The following is a 17,229-nucleotide window of genomic DNA, read 5'->3' on the forward strand; positions in this document are numbered from 1 at the left end:
CCCGCCCCACGGTCCAGTTAATCTTTCGGGGTGGAACAGGTAAGCGAGACCTTCACTGTTGACCTCCGTCGGCTGACCGTCCTGCGCGAACTCCAGCGGCGCGGCAGCCTCGCCCGGGCCGCGGAAGCCCTGCACCTCACGCCGTCGGCGGTCTCCCAGCAGATCGCCGCCCTCGCCCGCGAGGTGGGCGCCCCGCTGACCGAGCGCGACGGCCGGGGCGTACGGCTGACCGGGCAGGCCCGGGTACTGCTGGCGCACGCCGATCTCATCGCCGCCCAACTGGAGCGGGCGCGCGCTGACTTGGCCGCGTACGGCGAGGGCGGCGGGCGGGCGTCCGTCACCGTCGGCGCCCTCTCCAGCGGCATCCTCGGCCTCCTGCCCGGCGCGCTCGCCGGCCTCGCCGAGCGGCTGCCCCACGTCCGGATCGACGTCGTCGAGGCCCAGCCACCCGACCTGTTCACCGCCCTCGACGCCGGCCAGGTCGACGTCGCCATCGCCGTGGACTTCCCGGCGACGCCCCCGCACACCGACCGCCGCTACGCCCGCACCGACCTGCTGACCGACGTCCTGGACCTCGCCGTACCGTCCGGCCACCGCCTCGCCGACCGCGAGCGGGTCGCCCTCCGCGACCTCGCCACCGACCCCTGGATCGTCGGCGACGCCGACAGCTGCTGCGGAGCGGTCGCCCGCACGGTCTGCGCGGCGGCCGGTTTCACTCCCGACATCCGGCACGCCGTCAACGACTGGGGCGCACTCGCCGCCCTCGTCGAGGCGGGCCAGGGAGTAGCCCTGATCCCCCGCATGGTCCAGCCCCTGTACGCCCACCGCCGCCTCACCCTGCTGACCACCGACGGCACCCCACCGACCCGCAATGTCTTCATGGCCGTACGCACGGGCTCGGAGTCCGACCCTGTACTGACCGCCGTACAGGAACAACTGCGCGCTACGGCTGCGGAGTTGGTCGGATGAGTACACGGGCCGACAAGGCCTTACAAGGGGAGAGGCCCTGAACAACCCGAAGTGGCTTCCGCGTCAGCCGCGTTGCGTACCGCGCGCCCCCGGGATCCCCGCCAGCCGCTCCTCCAACCGCTTCCTGCACTCGGGCCACTCCGCCGCCGTAATCGAGTAGATCGCGGAGTCGCGCAACAGGCCGTCCTCGCCCGGCGCCCAGGAGCGGGACCAGTTCCGCAGCACGCCCTCGAAGCGCGCGCCCGTACGCTCGATCGCCGCGCGGGAACGGCTGTTGCGCGCGTCCGTCTTCAGGTCGACCCGCGCCACGCCCCACTCCTCGAAGGCATGCCGAAAGAGAAGGAACTTGGCCTCGGTGTTCAGCCCTGTCCCCTGCGCGGCGGACGCCAGCCAGGTGAACCCGACCTCGACGGCGTCGAGTTGATCGTCCGTCCGCCAGCACCGCGGCTCCCAGAACGATGTCGCGCCGACCGCCCGCCCGGAGGCACGGTCGACCTGCGCGTACGGCGCGAGCTTCCCTGTCGCGGCGCGGCCGAGCTGCGCGTCGATGTACGCGCCGACCTCGTCGGCCCTCGGCACCCAAGTGAACGCGTACGAGCCACGGTTCTCCTCCGCCGCCACCGCGAGGTCGGCGGCGTGACGTCGGTCCAGCGGCTCCAGTCGTACGAGCGCGCCTTCAAGAACCGGCCCCTCCAGCGTGAAACCCAACGCCCGACACCCCTTCTCAACTGCGCGACAGCCCATGGAAGCCCGGCGAAGTATTCCGCAGGCGCCGGAAGCCGTCGAACGAAATACTCGGTCACCCGGGCTCAGCGGCACCGGCTCACTCGTTCCCCAGGCCGGCCATGACGAGCTCCGCCACCTTCGAGGGCGGGATGCCGGTCGTGTCGACGGTCTCCGCCTCCTCGCGGAGCCACGGCAGGGCGCGTCGGTAGTCGGCGAGGTGGTCGAGGCGCCACTGTCGGGCGCCGACGCTCTCGGGATCGGTGTCGGTCTCGATGCGGTGGACGAGGGTGTCGTGGTCGGTGTGGAGGAGGTAGTGGCGTACCGGGATGCCCGCCTTGGCGAGGCCCGTGCGGATCTCGTGCCAGTACCGCTCGTTGAGGACCGTCTGCGGGACGACGAGCGTTCCGCCCACGTGGTCCAGGACCTGCCGCGCCGTCTCCACCACCAGCCCGCGCCACGGCGGGAAGTCCTGGAAGTCCCGCGGCTTCCCCAGGACGTGCCAGAGCATGTAGCCCACCTGTTCGGGGTCGAAAAGCCTGGACTCCGGTAGGCGGGAGGTGAGTTCCTTCGCGGTGGTGGTCTTGCCCGCGCCGAAGGTGCCGTTCAGCCAGAGGATCATGGCGTACGACCCTACGCGGGCGTCGGTCCCCTCGTCGGGCCGCTATCGTGAACGTCATGTCCGCTCCGGAAACCCTCCGTATCGTCTCCCGCGACTCGCCCATGGCGCTGGCCCAAGTGGAGCGTGTCCGCGCCGAGTTGGCCGTGCTGCACCCCGGTATCCGTACCGAGGTCGTCCCTGTGAAGACGACCGGGGACAAGTGGATGGGTGATCTCGCGCAGGTCGAGGGCAAGGGGGCGTTCACCAAGGAGGTCGACGCCGCGCTGCTGGCGGGCGAGGCGGATCTCGCGGTGCACTGCGTCAAGGACATCCCGGCGGACCGGCCGCTGCCGGCCGGGACGATGTTCGCCGCCTTCCTCGCTCGGGACGACATCCGTGACGCCCTGATCCACCCGGTCGGGCTCACCCTCGACGAGCTGCCGCCGGGTACCCGGATCGGCACCTCCTCCGTGCGCCGCGTCGCACAGCTCGCCGCCTCCCATCCGCACCTGGACTGCGTACCGTTCCGGGGGAACGCCAACCGGCGCCTGGAGAAGCTGGCGGCCGGCGAGGCCGACGCGCTGCTGCTCGCGGTGTCCGGCCTGGAGCGCATCGGGCGGGTGGATGTGATCACCGAGATCCTGTCGCCGGAGACGCTGATGCCGCCGATCGGCGCGGGCATTCTGGCCCTCCAGTGCCGCGAGGGCGACACGGCCGTGATCGACACAGTCAGCGGCCTCGGCGATCCGGCCACCCACCGCGAGGCCACCGCCGAGCGCATGTTCCTGCACGTCCTCCAGGGCCACTGCAACTCACCGATCGCCGGCTACGCGAAGTCCGAGCGCGGCGGCGAACTGTCCCTGCGGGCCTGCGTGTTCACCCCGGACGGCAAGACCGTGCTCAACGCCCACGAGTGGGCGGGCCGCCTCGATCCCGCGACCCTGGGCACCTCCGTCGCCGTAGCCCTGCTGCGCCAGGGCGCCCGCGAACTCATCGACGGCATCCCGCACTGACGCGTCGCCCCCTCCGCGACGGCCGGCTCAAGGCCGGTTTCAGGAGCGGCCTGAAAAGGCTCATTTCCGCACCGACAGGTATGTGAATACCTGAATCGGGAGGCGAACTCAATGCGACAGACACTCGCACGCTCCCGGTTTATCAGCCTTCCCGGCGTGAAAAGACCTGCCCGTCCGCTCGGCCCGCTACCGTGATCGCTATCAACCATCAACTCCTCACGGAGGTAACGAATGTTGCGATTCCGCCGAATGCGGGCCTTATTGCTGGCATGCGTGGCGTTGGCGGCGTGCCTGGTGGGAGCCGATGCAGCCGCCGCCACAGCACCGGCGCCAGCACCCACCGCAGCGCCCGCGAAACAACGTCCGGTAATCGGCGCGTACTACGCGGGATGGAACAGCGAGTCGTATCCCGTATCGCAGATCCCCGCCGACCGAATAACCCATCTATTCTACGCATTCTCGACGATCGACCAGGGAAAGTGCACAATTCAACCGTCAGCCGCGCAGGATTTCGCGGAGCTGGCACAGCTGAAGCGTGAACACCCCCAGCTCCGCACGCTGATCTCCATCGGCGGCTGGGGTGCGGCCGGGTTCTCCGACGCCGCGCTCACCGCCGCTTCCCGGCAGACGTTCGTGAGTTCCTGTCTGGATCTGTTCTTCTCCACCTACCGGGGCAGCTTCGACGGAGTCGACCTCGACTGGGAGTTCCCGGTCTACGGCGGCCCGACGGAGATCACCGACCGGCCCGAGGACCGCAGGAACATGACCCTGCTGACGCAGGAGTTCCGCACCCAGATCGACAAGTTGGGCCAGGAGCACGGCAAGCGGTACGAGGTGACGGCCGCGCTTCCTACTGGACGGCTGCAGACCGACGGAGCGTACGACCCGGCGAAGAGCTTCGAACTCGGCAAGCTGGCCCGGATCCTGGACTTCATCAATCTCATGACCTACGACATGGGCACCGGATTCTCACCCGTCTCCACCTTCAACGCCCCGATGCGGCCGGTGTCCGCCGACCCGATGGCACAGCCGGACAAGACCTGGAACAACGTGACCGCCGCGGTGGCCTACTACCGGCTGCACGGCGTCCCCGCCAACCGTCTGGTGCTGGGCACTCCGTTCTACGGCCGCGGCTTCGTGGTGAACGAGGAGGGCGAGAATCACGGTCTGTACCAGGCGTACGAGTCCACGTTCTGGGTCAGCGGCTGGCACTCGGTCGAGCCGCTGCTCGACGACCCGGCCTGGCAGCGGTACTGGAGTCCGCAGGCGCAGTCCCCGTGGCTGTACAACGCCGCCGAGCGGAGGTTCGTGAGCTACGAGGATCCCACGTCGATCGGCATCAGGGCCCGTTACGCCAAGCAGAGCGGGTTGCTGGGCACCTTCATGTGGGAACTGTCCGACGACGACGCCGAACACAGCATGCTGACGGCGATGTCGGCGCCGTTCCGGCTGAAGTAACCCGGACCAGTGGGAACAGGTGGGAGCACCCCATAAGCGTGGTCACGACGGCACGTCGATTCGCGCACGAGAAGGGGAAGCCCCTGTCGCCTGCGTCGTCGCTCCCCCCGCCCCGGACGGTCCACCCGCCCCGGACTCTCCACCTGCCTCTGGCCGCCTCACCACCGACGTCAGCCCCACCCCGCCCACCAGCAGCGCCGCCGCTCCCCACCGCAGCGGGCTGATCGACTCGCCCAGGAAGAGCGCCGCGGAGGACATCCCGAAGACCGGGACCAGGAGGGAGAACGGCGCCACCGTGGAGGCCGGGTGGCGGTGCAGCAGCCAGCCCCACGCGCCGAAGCCGAAGACCGTCGTGATCCAGGCGACGTAGACCACGACACCCGCGCCCTGCCAGTCCAGGGCGCGCAGCGCGTCGAGGTCGCGGGAGGGGCCCTCGGTGAGGAGGGAGAGGCCGAGCAGCGGCAGTACGGGAACGGTGCTGACCCACACCATGAAGTTCAGCGGATCCGGCGGGGACGCCTTGCGGGTGAGGACGTTGGACACGCCCCAGCAGGCCGCGGCCACGATGACCAGGGCGAAGGCGCCGACGGGGCCGGCCGCGCCCTCGTCCACGGCCGCCAGGCCCACCCCGCACAGGGCCACCGCCATGCCCAACAGCCTTACTCGGGTGAGGCGTTCACCGAGGAACGCGATGGCGAACAGGGCCGTGAACACCGCCTGGATCTGGATTACGAGGGAGGACAGGCCGGCCGGCATGCCCGCGTCCATGCCGATGAAGAGAAGCCCGAACTTCGCGACCCCCAGCACCAGACCCACCGCCACGATCCACTTCCACGCCACCTTCGGGCGGCCCACGAAGAAGACCGCGGGCAGTGCGGCCACCAGGAAGCGCAGTGCCGAGAAGAGCAGGGGCGGGAAGTGGTCGAGGCCGACCTCGATGACCGTGAAGTTCAGGCCCCAGACGGCGGCGACAAGGACGGCGAGGGAAATGTGGGTGGGTCGCATGGGTCGAGCATCGGACCTCCACACCATGTAGCACCAGCACCGATTTCTGCATGGTTGGATGTAGCGATGCTTATGTGATGTGGGTACGTCGTCTGTGATGCGGCTACGTCACCGCCACCCGGGAGGCCCCGTGCTCGATCTCCAACGGCTGCGCGCCCTGCACGCCGTCTCCGTCCACGGCACCGTCGGCGCCGCCGCTGCCGCGCTCGGGTACACGCCCTCGGCCGTGTCCCAGCAGATCGCGAAACTGGAGCGGGAGACCAGGACCGTACTCCTCGAACGTCAGGGGCGTGGCGTACGGCTCACCGAGCAGGCCGAGCAACTTGCCGCCACCGCAAGGGAGTTGCTGGCGATTGTGGAGCGGGCGGAGATCGAGCTGGAGGAGCGGCGGGGGCTGCCGGCCGGACGGCTCGGCGTGGCGGCGTTCGCGTCGGCGGCGCGGGGGCTGATGCCCGGCGTACTCGCGGATCTCGCGCGGCGGCATCCCGCGCTGGATACCCGACTGACCGAGATGGATCCGCATCTGTCCGTCGATCTGGTCGCCAAGGGTGCGGTGGACGTGGCCGTGGCCCACGACTGGGACATCGCCCGGTTGCCCGCCCCCGAAGGGGTGGAGCAGGCGGTGATCGGGGACGACCCCTGCGATCTGCTGGTGCCTGCCGGGCATCCGTTCGCCGGGCGGGCGACCGTGCGGCGGGAGGATCTCAAGGGTGAGCGGTGGATCTGTCAACCGCCGGGGCGGGTGTGCCACGACTGGCTCGTACGGACGCTGCGGGCGGCGGGGTGCGAGCCGGACATCGCCCATCAGGCGGAAGAGAACCCGACGCTGGTCGCGCTGGTCGCGGCGGGGCTGGGGGTCACGCTCATCCCCCGGCTCGGGCGGGGGCCGCTTCCCGACGGGGTCGTCCAAGTCTCGCTCGATCCCGTGCCCGTACGGCGGCTGTACGCGCTGTGGCGTACGGGGGCGGCTCGGCGACCCGCTATCGCGGAGATGGTGCGGACGTTGCAGGCACACTGGCCGTCTGCGTCGGAGCACGCGTCTCGCTGAGGGTCTGTTTACCGGGGCCGGGTGCCCGGCGTCGGGGGCTGAGGTCGGGGGTGCTTGCCGGGTGCCCGGTGTGGGGGCTGGGGTCGGGGTGGGTGCGCAGCCCGGCGCTGTACGGGGTGCCGCTCCTTTGGGACGGGCGCCGCCCTCAGCGGCACGCATGCCCACAGCTAGGACGGCTAGAGCGGGACGCGGCCCACAGCCAAGACGACGGTTACAGCGGCACGCACGCCCACAGCCAAGACGACGGTTACAGCGGCACGCACGCCCACAGCCAAGACGACGGTTACAGCGCCCCCTCTCCCCCACCCGAACCCCCTTCCCCAACTTCCGGCCATCCCCGCATTCCGGGAACCCGGACCCCCTCCCCTTCGTCCAATCGGCAAGCTGCCGGATGAGTCTCCGTAGAGCGGTGTCGGCCTCGCTGCTGGCTGCGAAAGCTGACTTTCCCTCTCCGCCGCCTGCGGCCGGCAGCATGCCGTCACCGGCGCGCCCCCCTCCAACAGCGCCGGTGGCGGCCCCACCGCGACCCCGCCGCGACCCGCCGCGCGTCAGTGCGCGCACCCTTGACTGGAAGAAACTTCCCGGATATTCGTGACTCCTCGGAAGTTTCCTTCATGAGGGAAGGAGCGCCACGTGCGCGACTCCAGCACGGGAAGCACGGCACGACCGTCCAGACGTACGGTTCTGGCCGCCACGGCGGGCGTCACCGCCGCCCTCGCCGGCGGCACCAGCGCGTACGCCGGCCCACACGACGACACCGAACTGCGCGCCCTCATCTCCCGTATGACGCTGGAGGAGAAGGTCGGCCAGCTCTTCGTGATGCGGGTGTACGGGCACTCGGCGACCGCGCCCGACCAGGCCGACATCGATGCCAACCTCAAGGAGATCGGCGTCAGGACGGCGGCCGCGCTGATCGCCAAGTACCGCGTCGGCGGGATCATCTACTTCGCGTGGGCGCACAACACGCGTGATCCGCACCAGATCGCGGGCCTGTCGAACGGGATCCAGCGGGCTTCCCTGGCACAGCCCCGCGGGCTGCCCGTCCTCATCTCCACCGACCAGGAGCACGGGATAGTGGCACGGGTGGGCAAGCCCGCGACGCTGCTCCCGGGCGCGATGGCCCTGGGCGCGGGCGGGTCGCGGGACGACGCCCGCACGGCCGGCCGTATCGCCGGCGTCGAACTGCACGCGCTCGGCATCCGCCAGGACTACGCCCCGGTCGCCGACGTGAACGTCAACCCGGCCAACCCGGTCATCGGCGTACGTTCCTTCGGCGCCGACCCGGACGCCGTGGCGGAGCTGGTCACCGCGCAGGTGAAGGGGTATCAGGGCGCCGGTGTCGCGGCCACGGCCAAGCACTTCCCGGGGCACGGGGACACCGCGGTCGACAGCCACTACGGCTTCCCGGTCATCACGCACAGCCGGGAGCTGTGGGAGACCCTCGACGCCACGCCTTTCCGGGCGGCCATCCGCGCCGGCATCGACTCGATCATGACCGCGCACATCATGGTCCCGGCACTGGACGACTCCGGTGACCCGGCCACCCTCTCGCCGACCATCCTCACCGGCATCCTGCGCGGGGAACTCGGCTACGACGGGCTCGTGGTGACCGACTCGCTCGGCATGGAGGGCGTCCGCACGAAGTACGGCGACGACCGCGTCCCCGTACTGGCCCTCAAGGCCGGTGTCGACCAGCTCCTCAACCCGCCCTCCCTCGACATCGCCTGGAACGCCGTCCTCACGGCCGTACGGGGCGGCGAGCTGACCGAGGCGCGCCTCGACGAGTCGATCCTGCGCGTCCTGCGTCTCAAGTCGAAGCTGGGCCTGCTCAAGGACCCGTACGTCACCGACGCCGGCGTAGACCGGTCCGTCGGCACGACGGCGCACCTCAGGTCCGCCGACCGGATCGCCGAGCGAACGACCACCCTGCTCGTCAACAAGGAGGACCTGCTTCCGCTCTCCCGGCGGCGCTCCCCCAAGGTGCTGGTCGTGGGCGCCGACCCGGCCTCCCCGTCCCTCAGCGACGGACCGCCCACCACCGTCCTCGCCACCGCCCTCACCGAACTCGGCTTCTCGGCGACGGCACTGTCCACCGGCACAGCGCCCTCGGCCGCGACGATCGCCCGCGCCGTCGCGGCGGCCGGCGACGCGGACGCGGTGGTCGTCGGGACGTACAACGTGACGGCGGCCAGCTCCCAGAAGACCCTGGTCAGCCAACTCCTCGCCACGGGCGTCCCGGTGATCGCGGTCGCCATCCGCAACCCGTACGACGTGGCCCAACTCCCCGATGTTCCGGCCTACTTGGCGGCGTACTCCTGGACCGACGTCGAACTGCGCGCGGCGGCAAGGGTGATCGCGGGCCGCGCGGAACCGCGGGGCGAGCTGCCGGTGCCGGTGCAGCGGGTGGACGATCCGGCGCGGGAGCTGTATCCCATCGGGTACGGGTTGAGGTACTAGTCGGGGTATCGGTCGGACAGCGGACGTCGTACGAGCGGGTCATCCGACGTATGCCGCGTACGCCGCACACCCGGCGCACCACCCCCAAGTGACGCAAAGCACCCCGTACGCCTGGCGTGGCCCGCTGTCGCGGGTCACGCTGGGCGAAGGTATCGGGGGGATTGCCATGCGAACCATGCGGACTGCGAGTGCCGTGCTGGGCACATTGCGGGCCAGGGTGCTGACGTGTGCGCTGGCGTGCGTGCTGGCGGTGTCGGGACTCACCGGCTGTGACGCGCTGTCGACCTCGTCCGGGCCGTCCGAGCCGTCCGCGTCCGGACCCTTGGGGGGTACGGCGTCGACAACGCCCGCGGGCTACGGCGCCGTGTTCCTCGCCGTCGACGAGTGCAGCTCCTTCGGGACGACCAGTTTCACCGAGGTGCTCTGCACCAGCGAACGGGCGGCGGCGCGGGTCGTCGCCCGCTACGACGGCAAGGTGGCGGACGGCCCCTCCTGCCCCGCGAACACGGACTTCGTCCTGCACATCAGCGAGATGCGGCCCGCCTCCGACGAGGACGGCGACGGCGCGATCCCGCAGGGCTACGCCTGCATGCGCAAGCTCGAACCCCCACACCCCGGTGACCCGGGCGGTGGCGGAGGCCCCCGCACCGTCGTCGGCGACTGCGTCTACAGCTCCGGCAGCGGCCAGGTACGCGAGACCGCGTGCGACGGCAAGGGCAAGAAACCCCCGGAGTACAAGGTGATGTCGGCGGTCGAGGACCGCTCCCAGTGCCCGGCCTCCACCGAGCTGTACGTCCAGCTCGGCGGCACCAAGTCGGTGGGCTGCGCCCGCCCGGTGCAGTGAACGGGCGGGCGCAGCAGGAGAGTTATGGCCGCAGCGTGGGCTCGCGCTCGACGTCGCGAACATCCAGCTTCGTATCGAACTTGGCCAGCGGCTTGGCCGCCGACGGGTCCGCCTGGACCGTGGCCGAGGCGACGCCCGCCCACTGCAGGATGCGGGCCGTGGCGAGGGCCTTCTCGTCGGCGACGAGGCCGGCGACGTTGGCGCCGTGGTTCAGGCCGGGCGCCGTGAAGACGTAACTGTCGTGCGCGCCCTTGCCGAGGCGGAAGCGCTCGGCGCCCCACGGGTCGTTCTGACCGTAGACGTACAGCATGTGGTTGGCGTTGTTCTTGACCCAGGTGTCCACGTCACGCATCGCCGACGGCTGGAACTTCATCGAGATGTCCCGCGGCACGAAGTTCCGCGGCGGCTGGTAGCCGTAGCGGATCAGGCTCTTCTCGATGTACGGGAACGTGATGGTGGGAGCACCCAGCTGCGTACCCGCCTGGTAGTAGTACGGCGTGTACGGCTCCAGGCCCTGGTCCGTGTAGAAGGAGAACCCGGAGATCGTGTCGATGGAGGTCCAGATCTCCTCGTCCGTGGCGTTCACCGCGTCGGCCGGGATCGTGTCGCAGTCGGCCAGCAGGCTGTACTGCCAAAAGCCCCACACGTAGTCGAGGACGACCGCCTCGTACGCCTTGTCGAGGCTGCCGACCGTGGTGAAGGTGTACCCGTTCTCGGCGGCGTAGGCCGCGTACGTCTTCTCCAGCGGCTCACGGCGTACGAGCGCCTCGCGCTGCACGGCGTTCAGCCTGTCGCGGCACTCCTTGGTGCCGACGTTGGCGAAGAAGGTGTCGTACGCCGAGTCCTCTTTGTTCACCACGTCGTTGGGCGCGACGTACGCGACGACGCCGTCCATGTCGCGCGGGTAGAAGCGCTCGTAGTACGTGGCGGTCATGCCGCCCTTCGAGCCGCCCGTGGAGACCCACTTCTTGTTGTAGATGGGCTTGAGGGCCTGGAAGATGCGGTGCTGGTCGCTGGCCGCCTGCCAGATGTCGAGCTTGGACCAGTCGGCCGGGTCGGGCCGGGACGGAGTGAAGAAGCGGTACTCCATCGAGACCTGGTTGCCGTCCACGATCTGGGTGGGCTCGCGGCGGCTGGGGTTCGTGGAGACGGAGTAGCCGCCGGTGTAGAAGACCGTCGGGCGCGCGGTGTCCTTGTGCAGCACGGTGATGCGCTGCTGGAACGTGCCCTTGGACGGGTGCCGGTGGTCGATCGGCTGGGTGTAGTTGAGTACGAAGAAGCGGTAGCCGGTGTACGGCTTCTCCTGGATGAGGCTCATCCCGGGTATCGCGAGAAGCCGGTCCAGTATGTCCGCACTAGCGGCACTTGCCGTACTTGTGGTGCCGGTGGTGGCCTCCGGCTGAGCGGCGGTGGCCGCTCCGGCCGTGCTCAACGTGCCTATGAGCACCGTGAGCGCCAGCAGCCATCTGAGCGCCTTGCGCATGCACCCTCCCCTGGAGTAACGCAGATGTCCGCCGGAACCTAGCGGAGCAACTCGCGTGACACCAGGGGCAATTGCGCAAACCCTGTGGGTATGCGGTGAATCAGCCGAGAATCGAGATCATTCCGCTGAGCGATCCGGAGCGCCGAGTGGAGCAAACGGAGCGCTGAGCAGAACATCCGGATCGTTCAGCAGAGGATCCAGCCCGAACTCACCGAACCCCCGCCGACAGCGCCCTTGATCCACACGCAGCGCCGCCCCGCGTGGACCGTCACCGGACCCGCGCGGTGCGAGAAGTGCCCGTCGTCGACCACCGGCCGGCCACCGCGCGCCTGCACGCTGACGGACATCTTCTTGCGGGACCCCGGCGTCTTGGGGAAAGTCATGGCACAGACGTAGCCGCTGCGCTGGTAGACGTGCACGGATCCGGTCGAGAAGGGCAGCGTACGGACCTTGCGTCCCGCGCAGGACGAGGCCGCGGCCGCCGCGCTGCCGGGGCTCACCAGTGCGAGCAGCCCGGCCGCGGTCAGCACGGCCACACCGAGCGCCATCCGTCGGCGTACCGCGGCACTGTCCACCACTGTCGTCCCTCCCGTACCGCAAGCCCATGTGCGTACTGGGGTACGGACGCACAGCGCGTATCGAATGGTTGCGCGAGGTGGTCAGGCCGGGCGACCGACGGGCGCCCCCGGCTCAGGCGCCCCCGGCTCGGGCGCCCCGACGAAGGTCCGCCACAACTCGGCGTACTGGCCGCCCAGCGCGAGCAGCTCCTCGTGGGTGCCGTCCTCGGAGACCCGCCCATGATCCATGAGCACGACCCGGTCCGCGCGCGCGGCCGTGGTCAGGCGGTGGGCGACGACGAGGGTCGTACGGCGGCCGGCGATCCGGTCGGTGGCCTGGTTGACCAGTGCCTCCGACGCCAGGTCAAGGGCGGCGGTGGCCTCGTCGAGGAGCAGGATGTCCGGGTCGACGAGTTCGGCGCGGGCCAGCGCGATCAGCTGGCGCTGGCCGGCGGACAGGTTGCGGCCGCGCTCGGCGACCTCGTGGAGGTAGCCGCCGTCGAGCGTGGCGATCATGTCGTGCGCGCCGACCGCGCGGGCGGCGGCCTCCACCTGGGCGTCGGTCGCGTCGGAACGCCCGTACGCGATGGCGTCACGGACCGTCCCCTGGAAGAGGTACGCCTCCTGAGGGACGACGCCGAGCCGGTGCCGGTAGGAGGTCAGGTCCAGTGATCTCAGATCCGTGCCGTCGACGATCACTCGCCCGCCGGTCGGGTCGTAGAAGCGCGCGACCAGTTTCACGAGCGTCGACTTGCCCGCGCCGGTCTCGCCGACGAAGGCGACGGTCTGCCCGGCGGGGATGGTCAACGACACGTCGCTGAGGGCCTCTTCGTCGTCCCCGTACGCGAAGTCGACGTCCTCGAAGGCGATTTCACCCCGCAGGGAGAGCACCTGCTGAGGCTTGTCCGCGGCCTTCGTCGAGGTCGGCTCCCGGAGCAACTCCTGGATCCTGCCCAGCGACACGGTCGCCTGCTGGTAGCCGTCGAAGACCTGCGAGAGCTGCTGCACAGGCGCGAAGAACAGGTCGATGTAGAGGAGGTAAGCCACCAGCGCGCCGGTCGTGAGCGTCCCGGCGTCGACGCGCTGCGCGCCCACGACGAGCACCGCCGCCCCGGCCACCGACGACAGCAGCTGTACGAAGGGGAAGTACACGGAGATCAGCCACTGCCCGCGCCTGCGCGCCTGGCGGTAGCTGTCACTGCCCTCCGTGAACCGCCGCACGCCCGATCCCTCGCGCCGGAACGCCTGGAGGATCCGCAGCCCGGAGACCGACTCCTGAAGGTCGGCGTTGACCAACGACACCCGCTCGCGGGCGAGTTCGTACGCCTTCACACTCGCCCGGCGGAAGAAGAACGTGCCGACGATCAGCGGTGGCAGCGCCACGAAGACGACCAGCGCCAGCTGTACGTCGATCACGAGGAGCGCGACCAGGATGCCGAAGAAGGTGACAACGGAGACGAAGGCGGTGACAAGTCCGGTCTGGAGGAACGTGGACAGCGCGTCCACGTCCGTCGTCATCCGGGTCATGATCCGCCCGGTCAACTCCCGTTCGTAGTAATCGAGTCCGAGGCGTTGCAGCTGCGCGAAGATCTTCAGGCGGAGCGAGTACAGGACCCGCTCCCCGGTCCGCCCGGTCAACCGCGTCTCGCCGATCTGCGCCGTCCACTGGACGAGCACCGTGACCAGCGCGAGACCGGACGCCGCCCACACCGCGCCGAGCGCGACCTCGGAGACACCCTGGTCGATACCGTGCCGGATCAGCACGGGCAGCAGCAGGCTCATGCCGGCGTCGACGGCGACGAGCCCGAGGCTCAGCAGGAGGGGACGTCCGAATCCGCGCAGCAGTCTGCGCAGTCCGTACGACTCCTCGGGCGCGACCGCCCGTGCCTCGTCGATGCCGGGGGTGTCGGTGGCCGGGGGCAACGCCTCGACCTGGGTGAGGAGTTCGGGGGTGGCCGGCATCCCGGTGAGCGCGTTGTCCTTGGGCTCGCGGTCGCCGGTCCACAGGCGGGGGGTGACCCCGCGCTCGGCATCGAACTCGGCGTCCAGTTCGTCGCGTACGGAGGTGTCCTCCCGTGGCTCCACGGGCAGGGCGTGTCCCGGGGAGACGCCGCCCAGCTCGTCCGGGTCCGTCAACAGCCGCCGGTACAGCGGGGAGCGCCGCTGGAGTTCGTCGTGCGTGCCGATGTCGGCCAGCCGGCCGTCGGCGAGTACGGCGATGCGGTCGGCAAGGTTGAGGGTGGAGCGGCGGTGCGCGATGAGGAGGGTGGTGCGGCCCTCCATCACCTGGCTGAGCGCCTCATGGATCTCGTGCTCCACCCGGGCGTCCACGGCGGAGGTGGCGTCGTCGAGGACGAGCAGACGTGGGTCGGTGAGGATGGCGCGGGCGAGCGCGACGCGCTGGCGCTGGCCGCCGGAGAGGGTGAGGCCGTGTTCGCCGACCTTGGTGTCGTAGCCGTTCGGCAGCTCGGCGATGAAGCGGTCCGCCTGGGCGGCACGGGAGGCCGACTCGATCTCCTCGTCGCTCGCGTCCGGGCGGCCGTACGCGATGTTGGCGCGGACGGTGTCGGAGAAGAGGAAGGAGTCCTCGGGCACGAGCCCGATCGCGGCCCGCAGCGACTGGGTGGTCAGCTCACGCACATCGTGGCCGCCGACGAGAACGGCGCCGTGCGTCACGTCGTAGAAACGCGGCAGCAGCAGCGAGACGGTCGACTTGCCGGAGCCGGAGGAGCCGACGACGGCGAGGGTCTCGCCCGGGCGGATCTCGAAGCTCAGCCCGTCGAGAACCGGCCGCCCCTCCTCGTATCCGAACGACACGTCGTCGAACTCGACGGTCGCGGGCGCGTCGGCGGGAAGGGACTTCGTCCCGTCCTTGATCGACGGCTCGGTGTCGATGAGTTCGAGCACGCGCTCGGCGCCGGCACGGGCCTGCTGCCCGACGGTCAGCACCACGGCGAGCATCCGCACGGGTCCGACCAGCTGCGAGAGGTACGAGGAGAACGCGACGAACGTGCCGAGCGTGACCTGCCCGCGCACCGCGAGCCAGCCGCCAAGCGCGAGCATCGCGACCTGACCGAGGGCGGGGACGGCCTGGAGGGCCGGGGTGTACTTGGAGTTCAGCCGGATCGTCCGCAGCCGCCCCGCGAAGAGCCTGCGCCCGACCTCGCGGAGCTTCCCGGTCTCCTGCTCCTCCTGCCCGAAGCCCTTCACCACCCGTACGCCGCTGACGGCGCCGTCGACCACACCCGCGACGGCGGCCGCCTGGGCCTGCGAGTACCAGGTGGCCGGATGCAGCCTGGAGCGGCTCCGCTTGGCGACGACCCACAGGGCGGGCGCGACGGCGAGCGCGACGAGGGTGAGCGGGAAGGACAGCCAGGCCATGATCCCGAGTGAGATCAGGAAGAGAAGTACGTTGCCGATGGTCATCGGCAACATGAAGAGAAGACCCTGGATGAGCTGAAGGTCGCTGGTGGCGCGCCCGACGATCTGCCCGGTGGACAGCTCGTCCTGGCGGCGCCCGTCGAGCCGGGTGATCGTCGCGTACATCGCGGTACGGAGGTCGTGCTGGACGTCGAGGGCGAGGCGACCGCCGTAGTAGCGGCGGATGTAGGTGAGGACGTACACGAGGGAGGCGGCGCCGATCAGCGCGCCCGCCCAGGGGGCCATGTCCCGGGTGTGGTTCCCGACCACGTCGTCGATGATCACCTTGGTGATCAGCGGGACGAGCGCCAGTACGGCCATACCCGCCAAGGAGGAACCGAGCGCGAGCACGACTTCCCTCGGGTGCCGCCATGCGTACCCGGCGAGTCGCCGTGCCCATCCCCCTTGCGTTGCCACGCGGGTGCCTTCCGTAGATCTCAGTCCGCCGGAGGCACCAACGCTCGACGAAGCGGATTTCATCCCTCCGTAACAATCAGAGCTCTACGACGGCCTCTGCGGGAGCGCTACGGCCGCTTCTAGGGCAGGCGGACCCGGAGGAAGTAGAAGCGGGTGATCTGCGCCGCGTTCTGGTTGTCGTCGCTGACCAGGAGGAGGTTCAGGCGGCCTTTGGTGGAGCCGGTGGTCGTCAGCCCCTCGATGTTGTCGAGGAGCGGGTTGGGCTGCGGCTGCTTGGCCGTGGCGCCCAGTGAAGGACAGTTCACCAGGTCGGCGAGGAGGGTCTTCCTGACCAGTCGTACGCCGTCCTGCCCGGTGAGCGTCGCCTCGTCGCCGGTGTCCGTGGCGTGCCGCGGGTCCGCCAGATAGAGACGGACGGTGTTGCCGACTCCCGCGGTGAAGCCACGCTCCAGGACGAGAAGGCGGCCGTCGGGAGTGGCGGTGACCTCAGAGACGCCGAGACCGGTGTCGGTGCGGTAGCCGTACTGGGCGGCGAGCTGGAAGGTCTTGCCGGCAGCCTTCCGGTCCCAGGTCTGGAAGCGGACGATGCCCGTGGTGTCGCCGGACAGCGAGCCCTCCATCGCGGCGAGCAGCGTGCGCCCGCCGGGCAGCAGGGTCAGGCCCTCGAAGGTCTGGTTGCTGGTGGCGCGGCCCGCGGGGGCGACCTTGAGCGAGTCCGGTACGGGGAGGCGGCCCAGGATCTGACCGTCGCGGGAGTAACGGCGTACGGAGGGCTCGGTCTCGGAGGAGATCAGCCGCGTGCCGATGGGGGTCCCCCCGGTCGAGCGAAGCCGAGAGTGGGGGAGGTCGACGACCAGGCCCTCGGAGTCGAGCGCGGCGCCGTTCTCGTCGGCGAGCGGGACGACGCTGGTGGGCGCCAGGGTCTTCGCGTCGAGGGTGAAGAGCGAGGACCGGTCGGAGACGGCGGCGATCTGACCGTTTCGGTCAACGGCGAGCGCGGAGAAGTTGCCGACGAAGGTGCCCTCGTACGTCGTCTTGTCGAGCGCGTCGGAGAAGCCGGCGATGGAGACGGAGGGCGAGCAGGCGTTGGTCGCGCCGACTGGGGCGACGGTGACCTGGGCCGCGGTGACGGGCCCGGCCGCGGTCAGAGTGGTGGCCGCCGCCAGGCCGGCGGTGACGGTGGCGAGTACGGTTCGCAGGCGCATGGCGCCACGGTAGGCGGCGGCCAGTTCAG

General features: G+C 70.2%; 13 protein-coding genes. 6 read left to right on the forward strand and 7 right to left on the reverse strand.

Features of this window, described 5'->3' with window-relative positions; genetic code table 11:
• Positions 1–30: 30 nt before the first annotated feature.
• Entirely contained in the window at positions 31–969 is a 939-nt protein-coding gene (locus tag AB0N66_RS20210) for a LysR family transcriptional regulator (RefSeq protein WP_365436557.1), read from the forward strand.
• A 63-nt stretch (positions 970–1,032) separates the two neighbouring features.
• Here the strand turns inward: AB0N66_RS20210 and AB0N66_RS20215 are convergent, their stop codons facing one another.
• A complete protein-coding gene (locus tag AB0N66_RS20215; protein WP_365436560.1) occupies positions 1,033–1,677 on the reverse strand; it encodes a GNAT family protein in 645 nt (214 codons plus the stop codon).
• Positions 1,678–1,792: 115 nt separating this feature from the next.
• Positions 1,793–2,314 (reverse strand): AAA family ATPase, encoded by a 522-nt coding sequence (locus AB0N66_RS20220; RefSeq protein WP_365436563.1) that lies wholly within the window; start codon positions 2,312–2,314, stop codon positions 1,793–1,795.
• Positions 2,315–2,370: 56 nt separating this feature from the next.
• Here AB0N66_RS20220 and hemC point away from each other — a divergent pair, with 56 nt between their 5' ends.
• Positions 2,371–3,306: a hydroxymethylbilane synthase gene (hemC, locus tag AB0N66_RS20225; RefSeq protein WP_365436566.1), complete on the forward strand. Its 936-nt coding sequence runs from the start codon at positions 2,371–2,373 to the stop codon at positions 3,304–3,306.
• Between the two features lie 294 nt (positions 3,307–3,600).
• Positions 3,601–4,764, forward strand: coding sequence for a glycoside hydrolase family 18 protein (locus AB0N66_RS20230; protein ID WP_365436569.1), 1,164 nt, complete (start codon positions 3,601–3,603; stop codon positions 4,762–4,764).
• A gap of 42 nt (positions 4,765–4,806) precedes the next feature.
• On the opposite strand, the gene AB0N66_RS20235 is transcribed toward AB0N66_RS20230, so the two are convergent.
• Positions 4,807–5,769 carry an EamA family transporter gene (locus tag AB0N66_RS20235; RefSeq protein ID WP_365436572.1) on the reverse strand — a complete coding sequence of 321 codons (963 nt, stop codon included), beginning with the start codon at positions 5,767–5,769 and terminating at the stop codon, positions 4,807–4,809.
• 130 nt (positions 5,770–5,899) lie between these two features.
• Between AB0N66_RS20235 and AB0N66_RS20240 the strand changes: the two genes are divergently transcribed.
• The 3 genes from AB0N66_RS20240 to AB0N66_RS20250 all read left to right on the forward strand — a co-directional run bounded on the left by AB0N66_RS20240 (position 5,900) and on the right by AB0N66_RS20250 (position 10,118).
• Complete coding sequence (locus tag AB0N66_RS20240; RefSeq protein WP_365436575.1) at positions 5,900–6,817, forward strand: LysR family transcriptional regulator; 918 nt, start codon at positions 5,900–5,902, stop codon at positions 6,815–6,817.
• Positions 6,818–7,450: 633 nt separating this feature from the next.
• Entirely contained in the window at positions 7,451–9,274 is a 1,824-nt protein-coding gene (locus tag AB0N66_RS20245) for a glycoside hydrolase family 3 N-terminal domain-containing protein (RefSeq protein ID WP_365436578.1), read from the forward strand.
• A 175-nt stretch (positions 9,275–9,449) separates the two neighbouring features.
• Positions 9,450–10,118, forward strand: coding sequence for a hypothetical protein (locus AB0N66_RS20250; RefSeq protein ID WP_365436581.1), 669 nt, complete (start codon positions 9,450–9,452; stop codon positions 10,116–10,118).
• Between the two features lie 22 nt (positions 10,119–10,140).
• On the opposite strand, the gene AB0N66_RS20255 is transcribed toward AB0N66_RS20250, so the two are convergent.
• The 4 genes from AB0N66_RS20255 to AB0N66_RS20270 form a co-directional block, all read right to left on the reverse strand.
• Positions 10,141–11,601 (reverse strand): S28 family serine protease, encoded by a 1,461-nt coding sequence (locus AB0N66_RS20255; RefSeq protein ID WP_365436584.1) that lies wholly within the window; start codon positions 11,599–11,601, stop codon positions 10,141–10,143.
• Between the two features lie 185 nt (positions 11,602–11,786).
• The gene (locus tag AB0N66_RS20260) at positions 11,787–12,176 is read right to left on the reverse strand and encodes a hypothetical protein (protein ID WP_365436587.1); all 390 of its coding nucleotides are present in this window, start codon (positions 12,174–12,176) and stop codon (positions 11,787–11,789) included.
• Positions 12,177–12,260: 84 nt separating this feature from the next.
• Positions 12,261–15,995, reverse strand: coding sequence for an ABC transporter ATP-binding protein (locus AB0N66_RS20265; RefSeq protein WP_365436590.1), 3,735 nt, complete (start codon positions 15,993–15,995; stop codon positions 12,261–12,263).
• 119 nt (positions 15,996–16,114) lie between these two features.
• On the reverse strand, positions 16,115–17,200 hold the full coding sequence (locus AB0N66_RS20270) for an esterase-like activity of phytase family protein (protein WP_365436593.1): 1,086 nt from the start codon (positions 17,198–17,200) through the stop codon (positions 16,115–16,117).
• Positions 17,201–17,229 lie beyond the last annotated feature (29 nt).

The sequence above is a fragment of the Streptomyces sp. NPDC093544 genome, from assembly GCF_040683495.1.
GTDB lineage: Bacteria > Actinomycetota > Actinomycetes > Streptomycetales > Streptomycetaceae > Streptomyces.

Bases quoted from the DNA above. Each gene is read 5' to 3' on its own strand.
- AB0N66_RS20220 (WP_365436563.1), bottom strand. From the start codon at position 2,314: ATGATCCTCTGGCTGAACGGCACCTTCGGCGCGGGCAAGACCACCACC.
- hemC (WP_365436566.1), top strand. From the start codon at position 2,371: ATGTCCGCTCCGGAAACCCTCCGTATCGTCTCCCGCGACTCGCCCATG.
- AB0N66_RS20235 (WP_365436572.1), bottom strand. From the start codon at position 5,769: ATGCGACCCACCCACATTTCCCTCGCCGTCCTTGTCGCCGCCGTCTGG.
- AB0N66_RS20250 (WP_365436581.1), top strand. From the start codon at position 9,450: ATGCGGACTGCGAGTGCCGTGCTGGGCACATTGCGGGCCAGGGTGCTG.
- AB0N66_RS20255 (WP_365436584.1), bottom strand. From the start codon at position 11,601: ATGCGCAAGGCGCTCAGATGGCTGCTGGCGCTCACGGTGCTCATAGGC.
- AB0N66_RS20270 (WP_365436593.1), bottom strand. From the start codon at position 17,200: ATGCGCCTGCGAACCGTACTCGCCACCGTCACCGCCGGCCTGGCGGCG.